At 45.4% G+C, this 14,394-nt stretch carries 16 protein-coding genes; 10 read left to right on the top strand and 6 right to left on the bottom strand.

What is annotated here, in order from left to right; genetic code table 11:
* Window positions 1-32: 32 nt before the first annotated feature.
* Entirely contained in the window at window positions 33-182 is a 150-nt protein-coding gene (gene rpmG / locus NSQ16_RS11930) for a 50S ribosomal protein L33 (protein WP_003226511.1), read from the top strand.
* A 43-nt stretch (window positions 183-225) separates the two neighbouring features.
* On the opposite strand, the gene NSQ16_RS11925 is transcribed toward rpmG, so the two are convergent.
* Window positions 226-987: an alpha/beta hydrolase gene (locus NSQ16_RS11925; RefSeq protein WP_003230373.1), complete on the bottom strand. Its 762-nt coding sequence runs from the start codon at window positions 985-987 to the stop codon at window positions 226-228.
* A gap of 109 nt (window positions 988-1,096) precedes the next feature.
* Window positions 1,097-2,113, bottom strand: coding sequence for an NADPH dehydrogenase NamA (namA, locus tag NSQ16_RS11920; RefSeq protein WP_042976447.1), 1,017 nt, complete (start codon window positions 2,111-2,113; stop codon window positions 1,097-1,099).
* Between the two features lie 171 nt (window positions 2,114-2,284).
* Between namA and NSQ16_RS11915 the strand changes: the two genes are divergently transcribed.
* On the top strand, window positions 2,285-3,928 hold the full coding sequence (locus NSQ16_RS11915; protein WP_003230379.1) for a M20/M25/M40 family metallo-hydrolase: 1,644 nt from the start codon (window positions 2,285-2,287) through the stop codon (window positions 3,926-3,928).
* A gap of 39 nt (window positions 3,929-3,967) precedes the next feature.
* Here the strand turns inward: NSQ16_RS11915 and proC are convergent, their stop codons facing one another.
* A complete protein-coding gene (proC, locus tag NSQ16_RS11910) occupies window positions 3,968-4,804 on the bottom strand; it encodes a pyrroline-5-carboxylate reductase (RefSeq protein WP_033884672.1) in 837 nt (278 codons plus the stop codon).
* A 403-nt stretch (window positions 4,805-5,207) separates the two neighbouring features.
* On the opposite strand from proC, the gene NSQ16_RS11905 reads away from it, so the two are divergent.
* From NSQ16_RS11905 to NSQ16_RS11885, 5 genes are all read left to right on the top strand, one after another.
* Window positions 5,208-6,167, top strand: a complete 960-nt coding sequence (locus NSQ16_RS11905; protein WP_069703878.1) for an MBL fold metallo-hydrolase — start codon at window positions 5,208-5,210, stop codon at window positions 6,165-6,167.
* A gap of 5 nt (window positions 6,168-6,172) precedes the next feature.
* Complete coding sequence (locus tag NSQ16_RS11900; protein WP_032722073.1) at window positions 6,173-6,952, top strand: SDR family oxidoreductase; 780 nt, start codon at window positions 6,173-6,175, stop codon at window positions 6,950-6,952.
* A 75-nt stretch (window positions 6,953-7,027) separates the two neighbouring features.
* The gene (dsdA, locus tag NSQ16_RS11895; RefSeq protein ID WP_069703879.1) at window positions 7,028-8,374 is read left to right on the top strand and encodes a D-serine ammonia-lyase; all 1,347 of its coding nucleotides are present in this window, start codon (window positions 7,028-7,030) and stop codon (window positions 8,372-8,374) included.
* Between the two features lie 71 nt (window positions 8,375-8,445).
* The gene (gene coaA, locus NSQ16_RS11890) at window positions 8,446-9,405 is read left to right on the top strand and encodes a type I pantothenate kinase (protein WP_003245966.1); all 960 of its coding nucleotides are present in this window, start codon (window positions 8,446-8,448) and stop codon (window positions 9,403-9,405) included.
* 4 nt (window positions 9,406-9,409) lie between these two features.
* Window positions 9,410-9,796, top strand: a complete 387-nt coding sequence (locus NSQ16_RS11885; protein WP_080477817.1) for a VOC family protein — start codon at window positions 9,410-9,412, stop codon at window positions 9,794-9,796.
* Here the strand turns inward: NSQ16_RS11885 and NSQ16_RS11880 are convergent.
* From NSQ16_RS11880 to NSQ16_RS11870, 3 genes are all read right to left on the bottom strand, one after another.
* Window positions 9,793-9,951 (bottom strand): hypothetical protein, encoded by a 159-nt coding sequence (locus NSQ16_RS11880; protein WP_004398585.1) that lies wholly within the window; start codon window positions 9,949-9,951, stop codon window positions 9,793-9,795. The two genes, NSQ16_RS11885 and NSQ16_RS11880, sit on opposite strands and share 4 nt — an antisense overlap.
* Window positions 9,952-9,980: 29 nt before the next feature.
* Complete coding sequence (locus NSQ16_RS11875; RefSeq protein ID WP_015714218.1) at window positions 9,981-11,234, bottom strand: MFS transporter; 1,254 nt, start codon at window positions 11,232-11,234, stop codon at window positions 9,981-9,983.
* A gap of 554 nt (window positions 11,235-11,788) precedes the next feature.
* Window positions 11,789-11,995 carry a YqzH family protein gene (locus NSQ16_RS11870; protein WP_128422558.1) on the bottom strand — a complete coding sequence of 69 codons (207 nt, stop codon included), beginning with the start codon at window positions 11,993-11,995 and terminating at the stop codon, window positions 11,789-11,791.
* A gap of 164 nt (window positions 11,996-12,159) precedes the next feature.
* Here NSQ16_RS11870 and NSQ16_RS11865 point away from each other — a divergent pair, with 164 nt between their 5' ends.
* From NSQ16_RS11865 to NSQ16_RS11855, 3 genes are all read left to right on the top strand, one after another.
* Entirely contained in the window at window positions 12,160-13,398 is a 1,239-nt protein-coding gene (locus NSQ16_RS11865; RefSeq protein WP_128422303.1) for a DNA polymerase IV, read from the top strand.
* Window positions 13,395-13,733 carry a YolD-like family protein gene (locus tag NSQ16_RS11860; protein ID WP_014477255.1) on the top strand — a complete coding sequence of 113 codons (339 nt, stop codon included), beginning with the start codon at window positions 13,395-13,397 and terminating at the stop codon, window positions 13,731-13,733. Before NSQ16_RS11865 ends, NSQ16_RS11860 begins: the two co-directional genes overlap by 4 nt.
* Before the next feature lie 183 nt (window positions 13,734-13,916).
* Complete coding sequence (locus tag NSQ16_RS11855; RefSeq protein ID WP_004398668.1) at window positions 13,917-14,387, top strand: GNAT family N-acetyltransferase; 471 nt, start codon at window positions 13,917-13,919, stop codon at window positions 14,385-14,387.
* Window positions 14,388-14,394: the final 7 nt, after the last annotated feature.

Genomic DNA, 14,394 nt, shown 5'->3' with positions numbered 1-14,394 from the left:
TAATCATTACGCTTTATAAGGAGATGTTAATTATGAGAGTAAATGTTACTTTAGCCTGCACTGAAACGGGAGACCGAAATTACATCACAACAAAAAATAAACGCACCAATCCAGACCGTTTGGAGCTGAAAAAATATTCACCGCGTTTAAAGAAATATACCCTTCACCGTGAAACAAAATAATATAAAAGACCGGGAATCCCTTACGGCCCGGTCTTTTTTTACGTTAATTGACTGCCTGGTAAAGAGGAGCGGCCTGCTGGCACGCTGCGCACCATACGTCATAAATAGCCAAGTGAACGATATGAGGTTCATCATGATGGATGTTGTGGGAGCTGTTTTTAGCTTGAATCCAGCCGCTTTGGTTAGATAGAGACAATATGCTGCTGTGCAAGTTTTGCCACTCCTGTTCAGCAGCGAATTTCTCAGTCCGTTCTCCTGATGACAACACAAGAAGAGGCATGTTTCCTAAGTGGACTTGCCGCTTTTTGAGCTCCTGCAGACTTTTTGAAAACTCTGCATGTGTGCCCTCAAGCATCATCTTTCTCGTATGTGATTTGTGCATTTCTTCGGGTATAAAGGTAAAGCTGGCGCAATCGCCTAAAGCTGGGTCAAGAAGGACCATGCCGATAATATCATGCTTGTTTTTGCAGGCCCATAAACCGGTGATGACAGCTCCGTATGAGTGTGAAACAGCCAAATAAGGAGGTTTTACATCAGCTGCTTTAAGCAAACTCTCCAATTCTTTCACTTGTTGATCAGCTGTTCGTTTAGCTCTGCTTTGCCCGCTTTTTCCTATGCCTGCCCGATCATATGTGAAAATGCCAAATTCATCATCAATGTCCGCCATTAATGGTTTCCACGTCTCAGAAGAAGTACCATAGCCGGCCTCAAAGACAATCGTTACACCGCTTGATCCTTTCCGGTGCTGTGTATGAAACGCACATCCGTCAATTGTATATGTCTTTTCCATCCAAGCTGATTTCATTGGAGTCATCTCCTCTAATTGGTTCTACTAGGGAGACGGAGAACCTTAGCCGATCGTTTCTCTAAAAATAAAAAAAGAGATATCCTCTACAGGATATCTCTTATGGGCATTACCAGCCTCTTTCGTATTGAACAGGGGCCGGAATCTCTGTATTGAGCTGTTTCGCAGCAGTTCTTGCAAAGAATGGATCCCGCAAAAGCTCTCTGCCGATAAAGATGAGGTCGGCACGTCCGTTTTGCAGAATTTCTTCAGCCATTGAACCGTCTGTAATCATGCCGACGGCACCAGTAGCCATGTCCGCCTGTTCACGGATTTTCTCAGCGAAGCTGACTTGATAGCCAGGGAATACGTTAATGTCTGCATGAACAAGGGCGCCTGAGCTGCAGTCAATTAAGTCAACACCCTGCTCCTTCATCCATTTTGCAAAACCGATGTGATCGGCAATGTCTAAGCCTTTATCAGTGTAGTCAGAAGCAGATACACGGACAAATAAAGGACCATCCCATACTTGTTTGACTTCATCAATGATCTCTCTCAAGAAACGATAGCGGTTTTCAGGTGAGCCGCCATATTCATCTGTGCGATGGTTGGAAAGCGGAGACAAAAATTCATGAATTAAATATCCGTGCGCCGCATGAATTTCAATCACATCAAAGCCGGCTTCTTTTGCGCGGGCAGCCGCTTGCTTGAACTCCTGAACTGTTTCTTTTACTTTTTCTGCTGACATTTCTACAGGTGTTGCTGATTGTTCGTCAAACGCAATCGCCGATGGAGCGAAGATATCTCCTTCAAGCTCAGCTTTACGTCCGGCATGGGCAAGCTGAATGCCGATTTTTGAACCTTGTTCTTTGACCTGCTCAGTCAGTTTTGCAAAGCCTTCAATATGCTCGTCGCTCCAAATGCCTAAGTCTTGGTCAGTGATTCGTCCTTGAGGATTAACCGCTGACGCCTCTACAATAATCAGTCCGACCTGGCCGATTGCGCGCGATATGTAATGTGCCATGTGGAACGGTGTCAATTTTCCGTCCTTTTCATGAGAAGAATACATGCACATTGGCGACATGACAATGCGGTTTTTTAACGTCATATCTTTAATTGTAATCGGTGTGAATAATTTTCTGGGCATTTCTTTCGCCTCCCGTAAGGTTTTTAGAGATTGATTATATCAAGTCATTTCTTTCCCGTCATATAAACTGCTCAAAAGAACCGCTTTTGTCAAACATTTCTGTATAATAGACGAGAAATCAGTTTATTTTTCAGTATTGAAGCATTTTTATTCATAGGAGGGGCGGAATCAATGAATTGGCAGACGAAGGACGAATTGCTGGCACTTTTAACTTCTCTTGTGCAATACGAAAGCATCACCGGTTCAAAGGGCGAGGCAGCGCTTGCAGAGTATCTTTATTTTATTTTGAAGGACAAGCCCTATTTTCAAAAGCACCCTGATGATGTAACACTTCATCCGATGGACGATGGCAGATCTTTTCTTACGGCTCTAGTCAAAAAGAAGAATGTCAAAAAGACAGTGCTTCTGCTGAGTCATTTTGATGTCGTTGACATAGAAGATTACGGCGAATTTAAACATATGGCTTGCAAGCCTGCTGAGCTTTTGAGCTCCTTTTTAGAGAAAAAAGAGCTGCTCCCGGAACGTGTGAGAAGAGATGCCGAAAGCGGAGACTGGCTGTTCGGAAGAGGGACGATGGATATGAAAGCGGGGCTTTGTATTCAACTGTCGATGCTGGAGAGGGCAATGAACGGGCATTTTGAGGGCAATCTGCTGTTGATAACGGTTCCGGACGAGGAAGTGAATTCAAGAGGCATGATTGAAGCGGTTCCTGCATTGAAGGAGATGGAGAAAAAGCATGATATCACATTAACCGCTTGCCTGAATGCCGAACCGATGTTTGAAAAATTTCCCGGCGATCAGCAGCAATATTTTTATACAGGAAGCATTGGCAAGGTGCTTGCGGGTTTTTTCTGCAAGGGGATTGAGACACATGTTGGAGAGCCGTTTTCAGGTCTAAACGCAAATTTAATGGTATCTGAGATTAACCGTTTGCTTGAACTGAATGCTGATTATTGCGAAAAGGTTGATGGCGAGGTCACTCCGCCGCCGGTAAACTTAATGCAAAAGGACTTGAAAGAGGCATATTCAGTCCAGACACCGCATACAGCCGTCACATTATTTAATGTGCTGTCAATGAAACGCTCAGCTAGTGAGCTGCATCAGATGCTGCTTAAAACAGCAGAACAGGCGGCGGAGGAAATCATGTCGAACGTTCGGAAGAAAACACAGGATTTTCAACAATTTGAGCCATTTCAGCCGATTGAGCGGGACGTCACTGTTTTGACATTTGATGAGCTGGTCTCGCGTGCAAAAAAGCGTGCGGGGATCTCGGAAACAGAGCGGGCTCTAAATTATGCCTTTGCTAACAGGGGGGAGCTTGGAGACAGGGATTTTTCGACGAAAATTGTTTCTGAGCTTGCTTCGCTTTGTAAGGAGGATGCGCCGCTCATCGTTCTGTTTTATAGTCCGCCGCTTTATCCAGCTGTTTCTTCAAAGGATGATCAATTGATCAGAAATACAGCAGATCAGATAAAGCATTATGCGGCTGAGCGATACGGCATTGCATTACGGGAGGTTCAGTACTTCCCCGGACTTTCGGACTTGAGTTATCTTCAGCTGGAAAAACAGGAGGTTGATGCATACACAAGCAATATGCCGCTCTTTAACAGAGGATATTCATTGCCAAGCGGTAAAAATCAGGCTTTATATGTTCCGGTTTTAAATGTCGGTCCGGCTGGTAAAGACCCGCATAAATGGACGGAAAGATTGTATATGCCTTATTCCTTTGAAGTGCTTCCCGATTTGCTTTCATTTACGATCTCCGCGCTATTAAAGCAATCAGAATCTGCCGGCCAGCTGCTGCGGGAAAAATAAAAAACAGAAGGCACAGTGCCTTCTGTTTTTGTCTTACATCTAAGAATGTCTCTCTAAGGCGGCAACGGCAAACTGTTCTTTGATTTCTGCGCTCCGTTTAGCTGTTTCTTCAATACAGTGAATAATTGCTTCTTCAAAGCGGGAGTCCTGTAAAGCGCGAAGACCTGCCTCTGTAGTGCCCCCAGGACTGGTGATTTCTTTACGCAGCTTTTCCGGCTGTTTGCCGCTTTGAAGGAGCATATCTGTTGCCCCTGCCATTGTCTGCAAAATGAGTGCTTTTGCCGTTTCTTTATCTAATCCTACTTTTTGTGCCGCTTTTTCCATCGCCTCAATATAACGATACACATAGGCCGGGCCGCTGCCTGCGATTGCAGTGACAGCGTCAAGATCTCGCTCCTCAACCAGTGTTGCATCACCGATTGTTTTCAATAGAGCTTTTGCGGCACTAATATCATTCTGGCTTGCTTCAGCGCTTACGGAAAATCCGGTTGCTGATTTTCTGATTGCCGCTGATGTATTCGGCATGACGCGAATGACCGGGAGCTTTCTGCCAAAATAATGCTGAATGGTTTCGATGGTAAGGCCTGCAAGTACTGAAATGACAAGCTGGTCCTTGATATACGGTCGTATGCTGTCGATGCTTTCCGCCGCGTCTTTCGGTTTGAAAGCGAGGATAATGATATCGGTGTGAGTGAAAAACTCATTTTTATCTCTGCATGGACGCACGCCGTACGTTTCCTTTAATTCAATCAGACGCTCGTCATTTGAGCGATTTGTAATATAGATATGTTCTGGTTTTGTGATGCCGCTTTGCAAAATGCCGTTGATCATTGCTTCTGCCATTGACCCGGCGCCGACAAATCCTATCTTTTTCATTGATATCCTCCTTCTATCAGAACAACAAAAAACCTTTTCATCACGTAAAGGACGAAAAGGTTCGCGGTACCACCCTCATTAGCACAAATTGTGCTCAGCTCAAATCCCGTAACGCGGGAAACGTTTAGGTTTTCCTAACCGCGACTTGAGGGCAGGTTCTACAAACAAGCGGGCCGCAACACCTTTCAGCCGGGGGTATCGCTCTCTTAGGCCATTGCCTTGTATACTATTCCTCGTCATAGCGTTCCAATGGTTCTCGTTTTAGTTTGTTGTTCATTATGCAATGGCGGATAAGCTAATGTCAATAGCTTTTTCAAAAAGGTTTGTTCTCATTCAGCAATAATGACACAAGACCGAGAAAAAGCTAAAATATGAATAATGAATGAAGACAAGGAGCGAAAGGATGACAACTGAAGATGTAATTACGATCCGCGTCCCGACGCCGTTTGCTGTCGGCGATGTTATCGTTTACCTCGTAAAAGGTGATGCACTGACACTTATTGATGCAGGGCCGAATACAAAAGAGGCTGCCAGAGCCTTACAAGAGCAGCTTGCCGCTGTAAATGTGAAATTGTCAGATATCGAGCAGGTTGTCCTGACTCACCATCATGCTGACCATGCAGGCTTGCTTGATGTCTTTTCAGATGAAATCGAAGTGATTGGGCATGCGTTCAACGAACCTTATATCAGCCGAAATCAAGCCTTTATGGATTGGCAAAAACGTTTTTTTCAAAAGCTGCTGCCTGAATTAGGCGTTCCATTTGATACGGGGAAGGCGGAAAAGCTGATTCGATCAGCGTACGCATTTTCCTGTACGAGATCTCTGACAAAATCAATCAGAGAAGGTATGGGCATAGATGGGCTTGAGGGCTGGTCTGTGTTGGAGATGCCTGGACATGCTGAATCGCATATCGTTCTGTTCCATGAAAAAAGCGGAAGGATGCTTGGCGGCGATCTACTGCTGGCAAACAGCTCGTCTAATCCGATTTTGGAAGCGCCGAAAGCGGGAGACGTTAGGTCAAAGCCTTTAGTGGATTATCAGCGGTCATTGCGAAGGCTGTCTCAACTTGATCCAACAATCGTATTTCCTGGTCACGGCGAGCCTATCACCAGTGTACAAGCGCTGATTGAGAAGCGTTTTGACAAGCAGAGGAACAGGACGGAGGATGTGCGTCGCATGCTGGATGAAAAGCCGATGACCGCTTTTCAGGTCTGTCAGCAGCTTTTTCCTGCTGTATATGAAAAGGAATTGTTTTTAACGATGTCAGAAACGGCAGGTCACCTTGATGTGTTGGAGGCTGAAGAAGCCATCACGTCATATTGGGAAGGAAATACCGCATACTTTAAAACAATGAAGAGGTGAAATGGGTGAAACATATAGCGGGAAAAAGGATTTGGATAACCGGCGCTTCAGGAGGGCTTGGAGAAAGAATCGCATACTTATGCGCGGCTGAAGGAGCCCATGTCCTGCTGTCTGCTAGACGCGAGGATCGTTTGATAGAAATCAAAAGGAAAATAACCGAGGAATGGAGCGGACAGTGTGAGATTTTTCCTCTGGATGTCGGCCGCCTAGAGGATATCGCCCGGGTCCGCGATCAGATCGGCTCGATTGATGTACTGATTAACAATGCAGGCTTCGGTATATTTGAAACGGTTTTAGACTCTACATTGGATGACATGAAAGCGATGTTTGATGTGAATGTCTTCGGCCTGATCGCCTGTACAAAAGCGGTGCTTCCGCAAATGCTTGAGCAAAAAAAGGGCCATATCATCAATATCGCCTCTCAAGCGGGGAAAATCGCAACACCGAAGTCGAGCCTGTATTCCGCGACCAAGCATGCCGTGTTAGGTTACTCAAACGCTTTGCGGATGGAGCTTTCGGGAACCGGCATTTATGTGACAACAGTCAACCCGGGACCGATTCAGACGGACTTTTTTTCCATTGCTGATAAAGGCGGGGACTACGCCAAAAATGTCGGCCGCTGGATGCTTGATCCTGATGACGTAGCAGCTCAAATTACAGCTGCAATTTTTACGAACAAGCGGGAGATCAATCTTCCGCGTTTAATGAATGCCGGCACTAAGCTGTATCAGCTGTTTCCAGCTCTTGTAGAAAAGCTGGCAGGACGCGCGCTCATGAAAAAATAATGATGGAACTGCCTGTAGTGGAGTGGCTTGTTTCTCACGGGGCAGTTTTTGATAGTGGAAGGGAGAGATTGTTGAATGTCAGTTCATTCAGAAGTCCTTCATGCTCTGCTTAAAGATCCGTTTATTCAGAAACTGATTGATGCAGAGCCTGTATTCTGGGCAAATTCAGGCAAGAAAGAGGGGCCAATACCCCGTGCAGATGAGTGGGCAACCGAGATAGCGGAAGCGGAAAAAAGAATGCGGCGGTTTGCACCTTACATTGCCGAGGTGTTTCCTGAGACGAAAGGCGCTAAAGGAATCATCGAGTCTCCGCTTTTTGAGGTGCAGCATATGAAGGGAAAGCTGGAAGCGGCATATCAGCAGCCATTTCCCGGAAGATGGCTTTTAAAGTGCGACCATGAGCTTCCGATTTCAGGATCGATTAAAGCGAGGGGCGGGATTTATGAAGTGTTAAAGCATGCTGAAAATCTCGCGCTTCAAGAAGGAATGCTTCGGGAAACCGATGATTACCGCATCTTACAGGAAGAGCGGTTTGCCGGGTTTTTCTCCCGCTATTCGATTGCTGTCGGTTCGACAGGAAATCTGGGTTTAAGCATCGGCATCATCGGCGCGGCACTCGGGTTTCGCGTGACAGTGCATATGTCCGCCGATGCTAAGCAGTGGAAAAAGGATCTCCTCCGCCAAAAGGGAGTCACTGTTATGGAGTACGAAACAGATTACAGCGAAGCGGTGAACGAAGGGAGACAGCAGGCGGAACAAGATCCATTCTGTTATTTTATTGATGATGAACATTCTCGTCAGCTGTTCTTAGGATATGCTGTTGCTGCAAGCCGATTAAAAACACAGCTTGACTGTATGAATATAAAGCCAAGTCTTGAGACGCCCTTGTTTGTGTATCTGCCGTGCGGAGTCGGCGGAGGACCGAGCGGTGTAGCATTTGGGCTGAAGCTTTTATACGGAGATCATGTTCATGTGTTTTTCGCAGAACCAACTCATTCACCTTGTATGCTGTTAGGGCTTTATTCAGGACTTCACGAAAAGATCTCCGTCCAGGATATCGGCCTGGATAATCAGACTGCTGCTGACGGACTTGCCGTAGGGAGACCGTCAGGATTTGTCGGCAAGCTGATTGAACCGCTTCTGAGCGGCTGTTATACGGTAGAGGACAATACGCTTTATACTTTGCTTCATATGTTGGCTGTATCTGAAGATAAATATTTAGAGCCCTCTGCTCTTGCCGGCATGTTCGGGCCGGTTCAGCTTCTTACGACAGAAGAGGGAAGGCACTATGCTCAGAAATATAAGATGGAACATGCCGTACATGTCGTCTGGGGAACGGGAGGAAGCATGGTTCCAAAAGATGAAATGGCTGCGTATAACCGAATCGGTGCTGATTTGCTAAAAAAACGAAATGAAAAATAAGCAGACAGTGAAAAGGTTTTCCGTTACAATCTTTGTAAGGGTTTTAACCTACAGAGAGTCAGGTGTAAACAGTGAAAAATAAAGAACTTAACCTACATACTTTATATACACAGCACAATCGGGAGTCTTGGTCTGGTTTTGGGGGGCATTTGTCGATTGCTGTATCTGAAGAAGAGGCAAAAGCTGTGGAAGGATTGAATGATTATCTATCTGTTGAAGAAGTGGAGACGATCTATATTCCGCTTGTTCGCTTGCTTCATTTACATGTCAAGTCTGCGGCTGAACGCAATAAGCATGTCAATGTTTTTTTGAAGCACCCACATTCAGCCAAAATTCCGTTTATTATCGGCATTGCCGGCAGTGTCGCAGTCGGAAAAAGCACGACGGCGCGGATCTTGCAGAAGCTGCTTTCGCGTTTGCCTGACCGTCCAAAAGTGAGCCTTATCACGACAGATGGTTTTTTATTTCCTACTGCCGAGCTGAAAAAGAAAAATATGATGTCTAGAAAAGGGTTTCCTGAAAGCTATGATGTAAAGGCGCTGCTCGAATTTTTGAATGACTTAAAATCAGGAAAGGACAGCGTAAAGGCCCCGGTGTATTCCCATCTAACCTATGACCGCGAGGAAGGTGTGTTCGAGGTTGTAGAACAGGCGGATATTGTGATTATTGAAGGCATTAATGTTCTTCAGTCGCCCACCTTGGAGGATGACCGGGAAAACCCGCGTATTTTTGTTTCCGATTTCTTTGATTTTTCGATTTATGTGGATGCGGAGGAAAGCCGGATTTTCACTTGGTATTTAGAGCGTTTTCGCCTGCTTCGGGAAACAGCTTTTCAAAATCCTGATTCATATTTTCATAAATTCAAAGACTTGTCCGATCAGGAGGCTGACGAGATGGCAGCCTCGATTTGGGAGAGTGTCAACCGGCCAAATTTATATGAAAATATCCTGCCGACTAAATTCAGGTCAGATCTCATTTTGCGCAAGGGAGACGGGCATAAGGTCGAGGAAGTGCTGGTAAGGAGGGTATGAAATTGTGCATCATATTGAACTGTATGTCTCTGATTTGGAGGCGTCTAGGCGGTTTTGGGGCTGGTTCTTAAAAGAACTTGGTTATAAAGAGTATCAAAAATGGAGCTCAGGCATCAGCTGGAAGAAAGATCGTTTTTACCTAGTGATTGTGCAGGCGAAAGAGTCATTTCTAGAGCCGAAATACCATAGATGCCGAGTCGGTCTGAACCATCTCGCATTTCATGCTGAATCCAAGCTTCAAGTCGATCAGATGACTGAAAAATTGACGGCAAAAGGTTATCGTGTGTTGTACCGAGACAGGCATCCTTTTGCCGGAGGAGACGGGCATTATGCAGTCTTTTGTGAGGATCCAGACCGGATTAAGGTAGAGCTCGTTGCCCTAAGCTGTTAATCGTGATCTTCGGACAGGCTGTTCAGCTTTTTCTCAATGCGATCCAGCTGCGCTTTTCGGTTTTTCGCATACTTGAAGCCTGTAACAGCCGCAAAGACGACAGCGGCAAATATAATAAATACAAACAGCTGAAACATCACATCACCTATATTCATGTTCTTCACCTCATGTTTGCGGGAGAGATTCATTCTCTTCCGTTTTTTATGTAAAGCGGCTTTTCCAGACGGGAACGGTGTTTTGTGGTCTCCATTTTCATTTGCCGATAGGCGAACGCTAAAAATGGCAGGCCGAGCAGGGTAATGCCGCTCAGGACAGAAAAAATATAAATCGGCCGGCCAGCGCCAAACAGGTCTATACATATCCCCCCGACCCAAGGGCCGATGACGTTTCCGAGCTGTGAAAAACCGATTGCCCCGAAATAAGTGCCTTTTAATCCTGGTTTTGCAATCTGGTCTACATACAAATCCATCATAGAGAATAAAAGCACTTCGCCGATTGTAAATGTGATGACAATCATCACAATTGATGGAACACCGTGTGATACGGTGAAAATGGCCATGCTGATGCTAACCATCACATTACCGAGCATCAGAGAACAAAGCGGCGAAAACCGTTTTGCAAAATGGACAATGGGAAATTGCGTCGCCAACACAACGATTGCGTTTAATGTCAGCATCAGCCCATACAGCTTCGTTCCATTGCCGATCAAGGGGTTCTGCGCCATATACTGAGGGAATGTGGAACTGAATTGTGAGTAGCCGAAGGTGCATAGCGTAATGCCGACCAAAGCAATGGTAAAAAGATAATCCTTTTGCGTGACCATAAACGCTTCCCGCACGCTCATATTTCGGGACTGGGCTGGTGCTGATAAGGATGGATGTTTTTTAAATTGGAGGGCAAGCACAATTCCGTATAGTCCGTAAATGACTGCAGGCACCAAAAAGGGCGTAGTCGATTGCGATGAGCCGAAATATAGGCCAAGCACAGGTCCGAAGACAACGCCGATATTAATAGCCGCATAGCGTAAATTAAAAACTAGCAGTCTCGTTTTTTCTTCTGTCATATCAGACAGCAAGGCCTTTGAAGCGGGCTCAAACAGTGATTTGCAAAGACCGTTTAATGCGTTTACTACAAAAAACACCCAGAGATTAGATGCTGCCGCAAAGCCTGCAAATACCAGCATCCATCCGAAAATCGATACAAGCATCATGTTTTTTCTGCCGAATTTATCTGAGATATATCCGCCGTAAAAGCTTGCGAGGATGCCGACTGATGAGCTCGCGGCGATGACCAGCCCTGCATAGGAAGCTGATGCGCCTTGGACGGCTGTCAAATAAATCGCTAAAAAAGGAATGCTCATCGATGTTGCCATTCTGCCGAAAATGGTTCCGATTATAATTGTCCAGCTGATCGGGTGGATATCTTTCCATTTCTTCATGAATTATATTCTCTCCTGTATGTATGATCTTTCTCTATCATATATGAAAAAATTTCCTTCTCCAATAGATCGTTCAAAATATTTCGTTATTGACATGTAGTATGCCTGATTGTATGGATGGCAATATACTATGCGTTGAGGATGCGTGTGGCGGGGGTTACATCTTGAAATTGAAGGTGATGACAGAAGGAAAATGACGGTATGTCCGAATTCAGTGAGGGTGTGTTTGAAACATTAAAAGAGTTTAAGCCGCCAGGACGTAGATCATATCGGCAGTGAAACTGGATATGAGATCAAGATGTAAGCTGAAAACCGATGGACCGCATGACAGAACAAGAGAGCACATCTCTTCGAAAAAGTGTATACGCGTGATCATGGACAGCTTATTCCGTTTTGCGCGAGTTCTGAGGGGGAATTTTACGCCAGGCCATATGAATCTATGGAGCGTGAGAAAATCCTGCTTTTTTCTGTAAGCCTGAGACTGTTTATTTGTTTCAGGCGGTGTTTTCAAAGGGAAGCCGCATCAGCGGCTGAAAGAACTGACAGTCATGCGTTTAAGAGAACAGGCCTTGGTTTGTGACATAGTCATAAATGATATCTTCTATATGCGCATGCAAATTCTCATCCGGTTCTTCATTCCGTCTCTCTTGTAGAGCCGCTTTCAGGCTTTGTTTTTCATACGGGCTTAACGGATCTATAGCAACGTTTCTGCCGTATTGACGCAATGCCTGTTCCATCATTTTTTCGACAAATTTCTCCATCATGACTCTCCTATCCTTATGTTCGCTTTTATTCTACTAAATGTTTTTCTTCTCTCAAACCCTTGGATCATATTTTCTGTCAGACAAGAATCATTTACCAGTATAAAACGAACATACTTTCGCATATAATGAAAAACGAACATAAGTTCTTTTTAGAGGTGTGTATGATGAAAGAAAAAGTGATTTTTCTCGTTGACATGCAATCGTTTTATGCATCTGTAGAGAAAGCGGAAAATCCATATTTGAAAAATAAGCCCGTCATTGTTTCGGGTGACCCTGAAAAAAGGGGCGGAGTCGTATTGGCTGCCTGCCCGCTGGCGAAACAAAAAGGTGTGGTGAATGCTTCACGGCTGTGGGAGGCGCAGGAAAAGTGTCCTGAGGCTGTTGTGCTCCGGCCGCGTATGCAACGGTATATTGATGTATCACTGCAAATTACGGCCATTCTCGAGGAGTATACAGACCTTGTGGAGCCTTATTCTATCGATGAACAGTTCATGGACATTACAGGCAGCCAGAAGCTGTTTGGGACGCCGATGGAGATCGCGAAAAGCATTCAGAGCAGAATCATGCGGGAGATCGGCGTTTATGCACGGGTCGGAATCGGCCCTAACAAAGCGCTGGCCAAAATTGCGTGTGACAATTTTGCCAAAAAGAATAAGAACGGTATTTTTACCTTAACGAAAGAAAATATGAAAACCGAAATGTGGCCGCTCCCGGTGGGCAGCATGTTTGGCGTCGGGAGCCGCATGAAGCATCATTTAAATCGAATGGGCATCAGCACGATCGGCGGGCTCGCGGCTTTTCCGCTCGATCTTTTAAAAAAGAAATGGGGCATTAACGGCCACGTGCTGTGGATGACGGCAAACGGAATCGACTATTCCCCTGTGTCAACTTCGTCTCTGGACGGGCAAAAGGCGATAGGCCATGGAATGACTCTCCCGAGAGACTACGAACACTTTGACAAAGAAATCAAGGTCGTATTGCTTGAGCTGAGTGAAGAGGTGTGCAGGCGAAGCCGAAACGCCGGGGTCATGGGGCAGACGGTGTCAGTGAGCTGCCGGGGTGCTGATTTTGATTGGCCGACGGGCTTCAACCGGCAAGTGAAGCTGGCAGAGCCGACTAATTCTACGCAGGATGTATATGAGGCTGTACGCCGGCTGTTTCTTACATTTTGGGACGGGAAACCTGTCCGCCGTCTCGGTGTCAATCTGTCTCAGCTCTCATCTGATGACATATGGCAGCTCAATTTATTTCAGGATTATGCAAAGAAAATGAGCCTAGGCTATGTGATGGATGGCATTAAAAATCGATTCGGCGATACAGCAATCATCAGGGCGGCGTCACTGACAGCGGCAGGCCAGGCATTTGAACGTGCGGCTAAAATAGGGGGGCATTATAAATGAACGACCATTTAAAAAGGGGCAACCTGCTGTGGGAAGGGAGCAGGATGTTTCTGCCGGAACATAAGCAAAGCCTGCTGGAGAGAAAGCGGCTTAAACAGAAGCTGCAAAAGCCGATCCTTGACCCCGATAAGCTGGAAGAGATGAATCAAACGCTTTGCGCCGCGATGGAGTTCGCTCAGGATATCACTGTCAGCTGCTTTCAGGACGGTGAGATTGTCCGCTGCACCGGGAAGATCTGCCGGTATGAAGAGTTTGAAAAAGCAGTATGGATAAAAGGAGACGAGGATCAGCTTTATAAGCTGAAACTTGATCAAGTGCTTGATATTGTGCTGTAAAGTCTCTCCTCCTGCTTGGGGGAGATAGGCGTAAAATGATCAAACATTGTTCCCTCGGCAGTCTGGAAACGTATGATAAAGGAAAGAAGGCATTTACAATTCCAGCCAGGCAAAATATAATTTTTATATTGTGAGAAAAAGAGCTGACATTCGTTTTGCCAGACGGAGGGAGATCAAATCGTAATGGATATTCGAACAATCACGTCTTCAGATTATGAAATGGTAACGTCTGTACTGAATGAATGGTGGGGCGGCAGACAGCTGAAAGAAAAATTGCCGAGACTATTTTTTGAGCATTTTCAGGACACAAGCTTTATTACATCCGAACATAACAGCATGACGGGATTTTTAATCGGATTTCAATCGCAATCGGATCCTGAAACGGCGTACATTCATTTTTCCGGTGTGCATCCAGATTTCAGAAAAATGCAAATAGGTAAACAATTGTATGATGTATTTATCGAAACAGTAAAACAAAGAGGCTGCACCCGGGTAAAGTGCGTCACTTCACCTGTGAATAAGGTATCAATCGCATATCACACAAAATTGGGGTTTGATATTGAAAAGGGCACCAAGACGGTAAATGGCATCTCAGTGTTTGCAAACTATGATGGACCGGGCCAAGACAGGGTACTGTTTGTCAAAAACATATGAGGGGGAA

The organism is Bacillus sp. PS108 (genome assembly GCF_037963335.1).
GTDB classification, from domain to species: domain Bacteria; phylum Bacillota; class Bacilli; order Bacillales; family Bacillaceae; genus Bacillus; species Bacillus subtilis.
The sequence above is the reverse complement of the archived record's forward strand: the minus strand, read 5'-3'. Positions and strand labels throughout refer to the sequence as shown.

Bases quoted from the DNA above. Each gene is read 5' to 3' on its own strand.
- rpmG (WP_003226511.1), top strand. From the start codon at position 33: ATGAGAGTAAATGTTACTTTAGCCTGCACTGAAACGGGAGACCGAAAT.
- NSQ16_RS11925 (WP_003230373.1), bottom strand. From the start codon at position 987: ATGAAATCAGCTTGGATGGAAAAGACATATACAATTGACGGATGTGCG.
- namA (WP_042976447.1), bottom strand. From the start codon at position 2,113: ATGCCCAGAAAATTATTCACACCGATTACAATTAAAGATATGACGTTA.
- NSQ16_RS11915 (WP_003230379.1), top strand. From the start codon at position 2,285: ATGAATTGGCAGACGAAGGACGAATTGCTGGCACTTTTAACTTCTCTT.
- proC (WP_033884672.1), bottom strand. From the start codon at position 4,804: ATGAAAAAGATAGGATTTGTCGGCGCCGGGTCAATGGCAGAAGCAATG.
- NSQ16_RS11905 (WP_069703878.1), top strand. From the start codon at position 5,208: ATGACAACTGAAGATGTAATTACGATCCGCGTCCCGACGCCGTTTGCT.
- dsdA (WP_069703879.1), top strand. From the start codon at position 7,028: ATGTCAGTTCATTCAGAAGTCCTTCATGCTCTGCTTAAAGATCCGTTT.
- NSQ16_RS11880 (WP_004398585.1), bottom strand. From the start codon at position 9,951: ATGAATATAGGTGATGTGATGTTTCAGCTGTTTGTATTTATTATATTT.
- NSQ16_RS11875 (WP_015714218.1), bottom strand. From the start codon at position 11,234: ATGAAGAAATGGAAAGATATCCACCCGATCAGCTGGACAATTATAATC.
- NSQ16_RS11870 (WP_128422558.1), bottom strand. From the start codon at position 11,995: ATGGAGAAATTTGTCGAAAAAATGATGGAACAGGCATTGCGTCAATAC.
- NSQ16_RS11865 (WP_128422303.1), top strand. From the start codon at position 12,160: ATGATGAAAGAAAAAGTGATTTTTCTCGTTGACATGCAATCGTTTTAT.
- NSQ16_RS11860 (WP_014477255.1), top strand. From the start codon at position 13,395: ATGAACGACCATTTAAAAAGGGGCAACCTGCTGTGGGAAGGGAGCAGG.
- NSQ16_RS11855 (WP_004398668.1), top strand. From the start codon at position 13,917: ATGGATATTCGAACAATCACGTCTTCAGATTATGAAATGGTAACGTCT.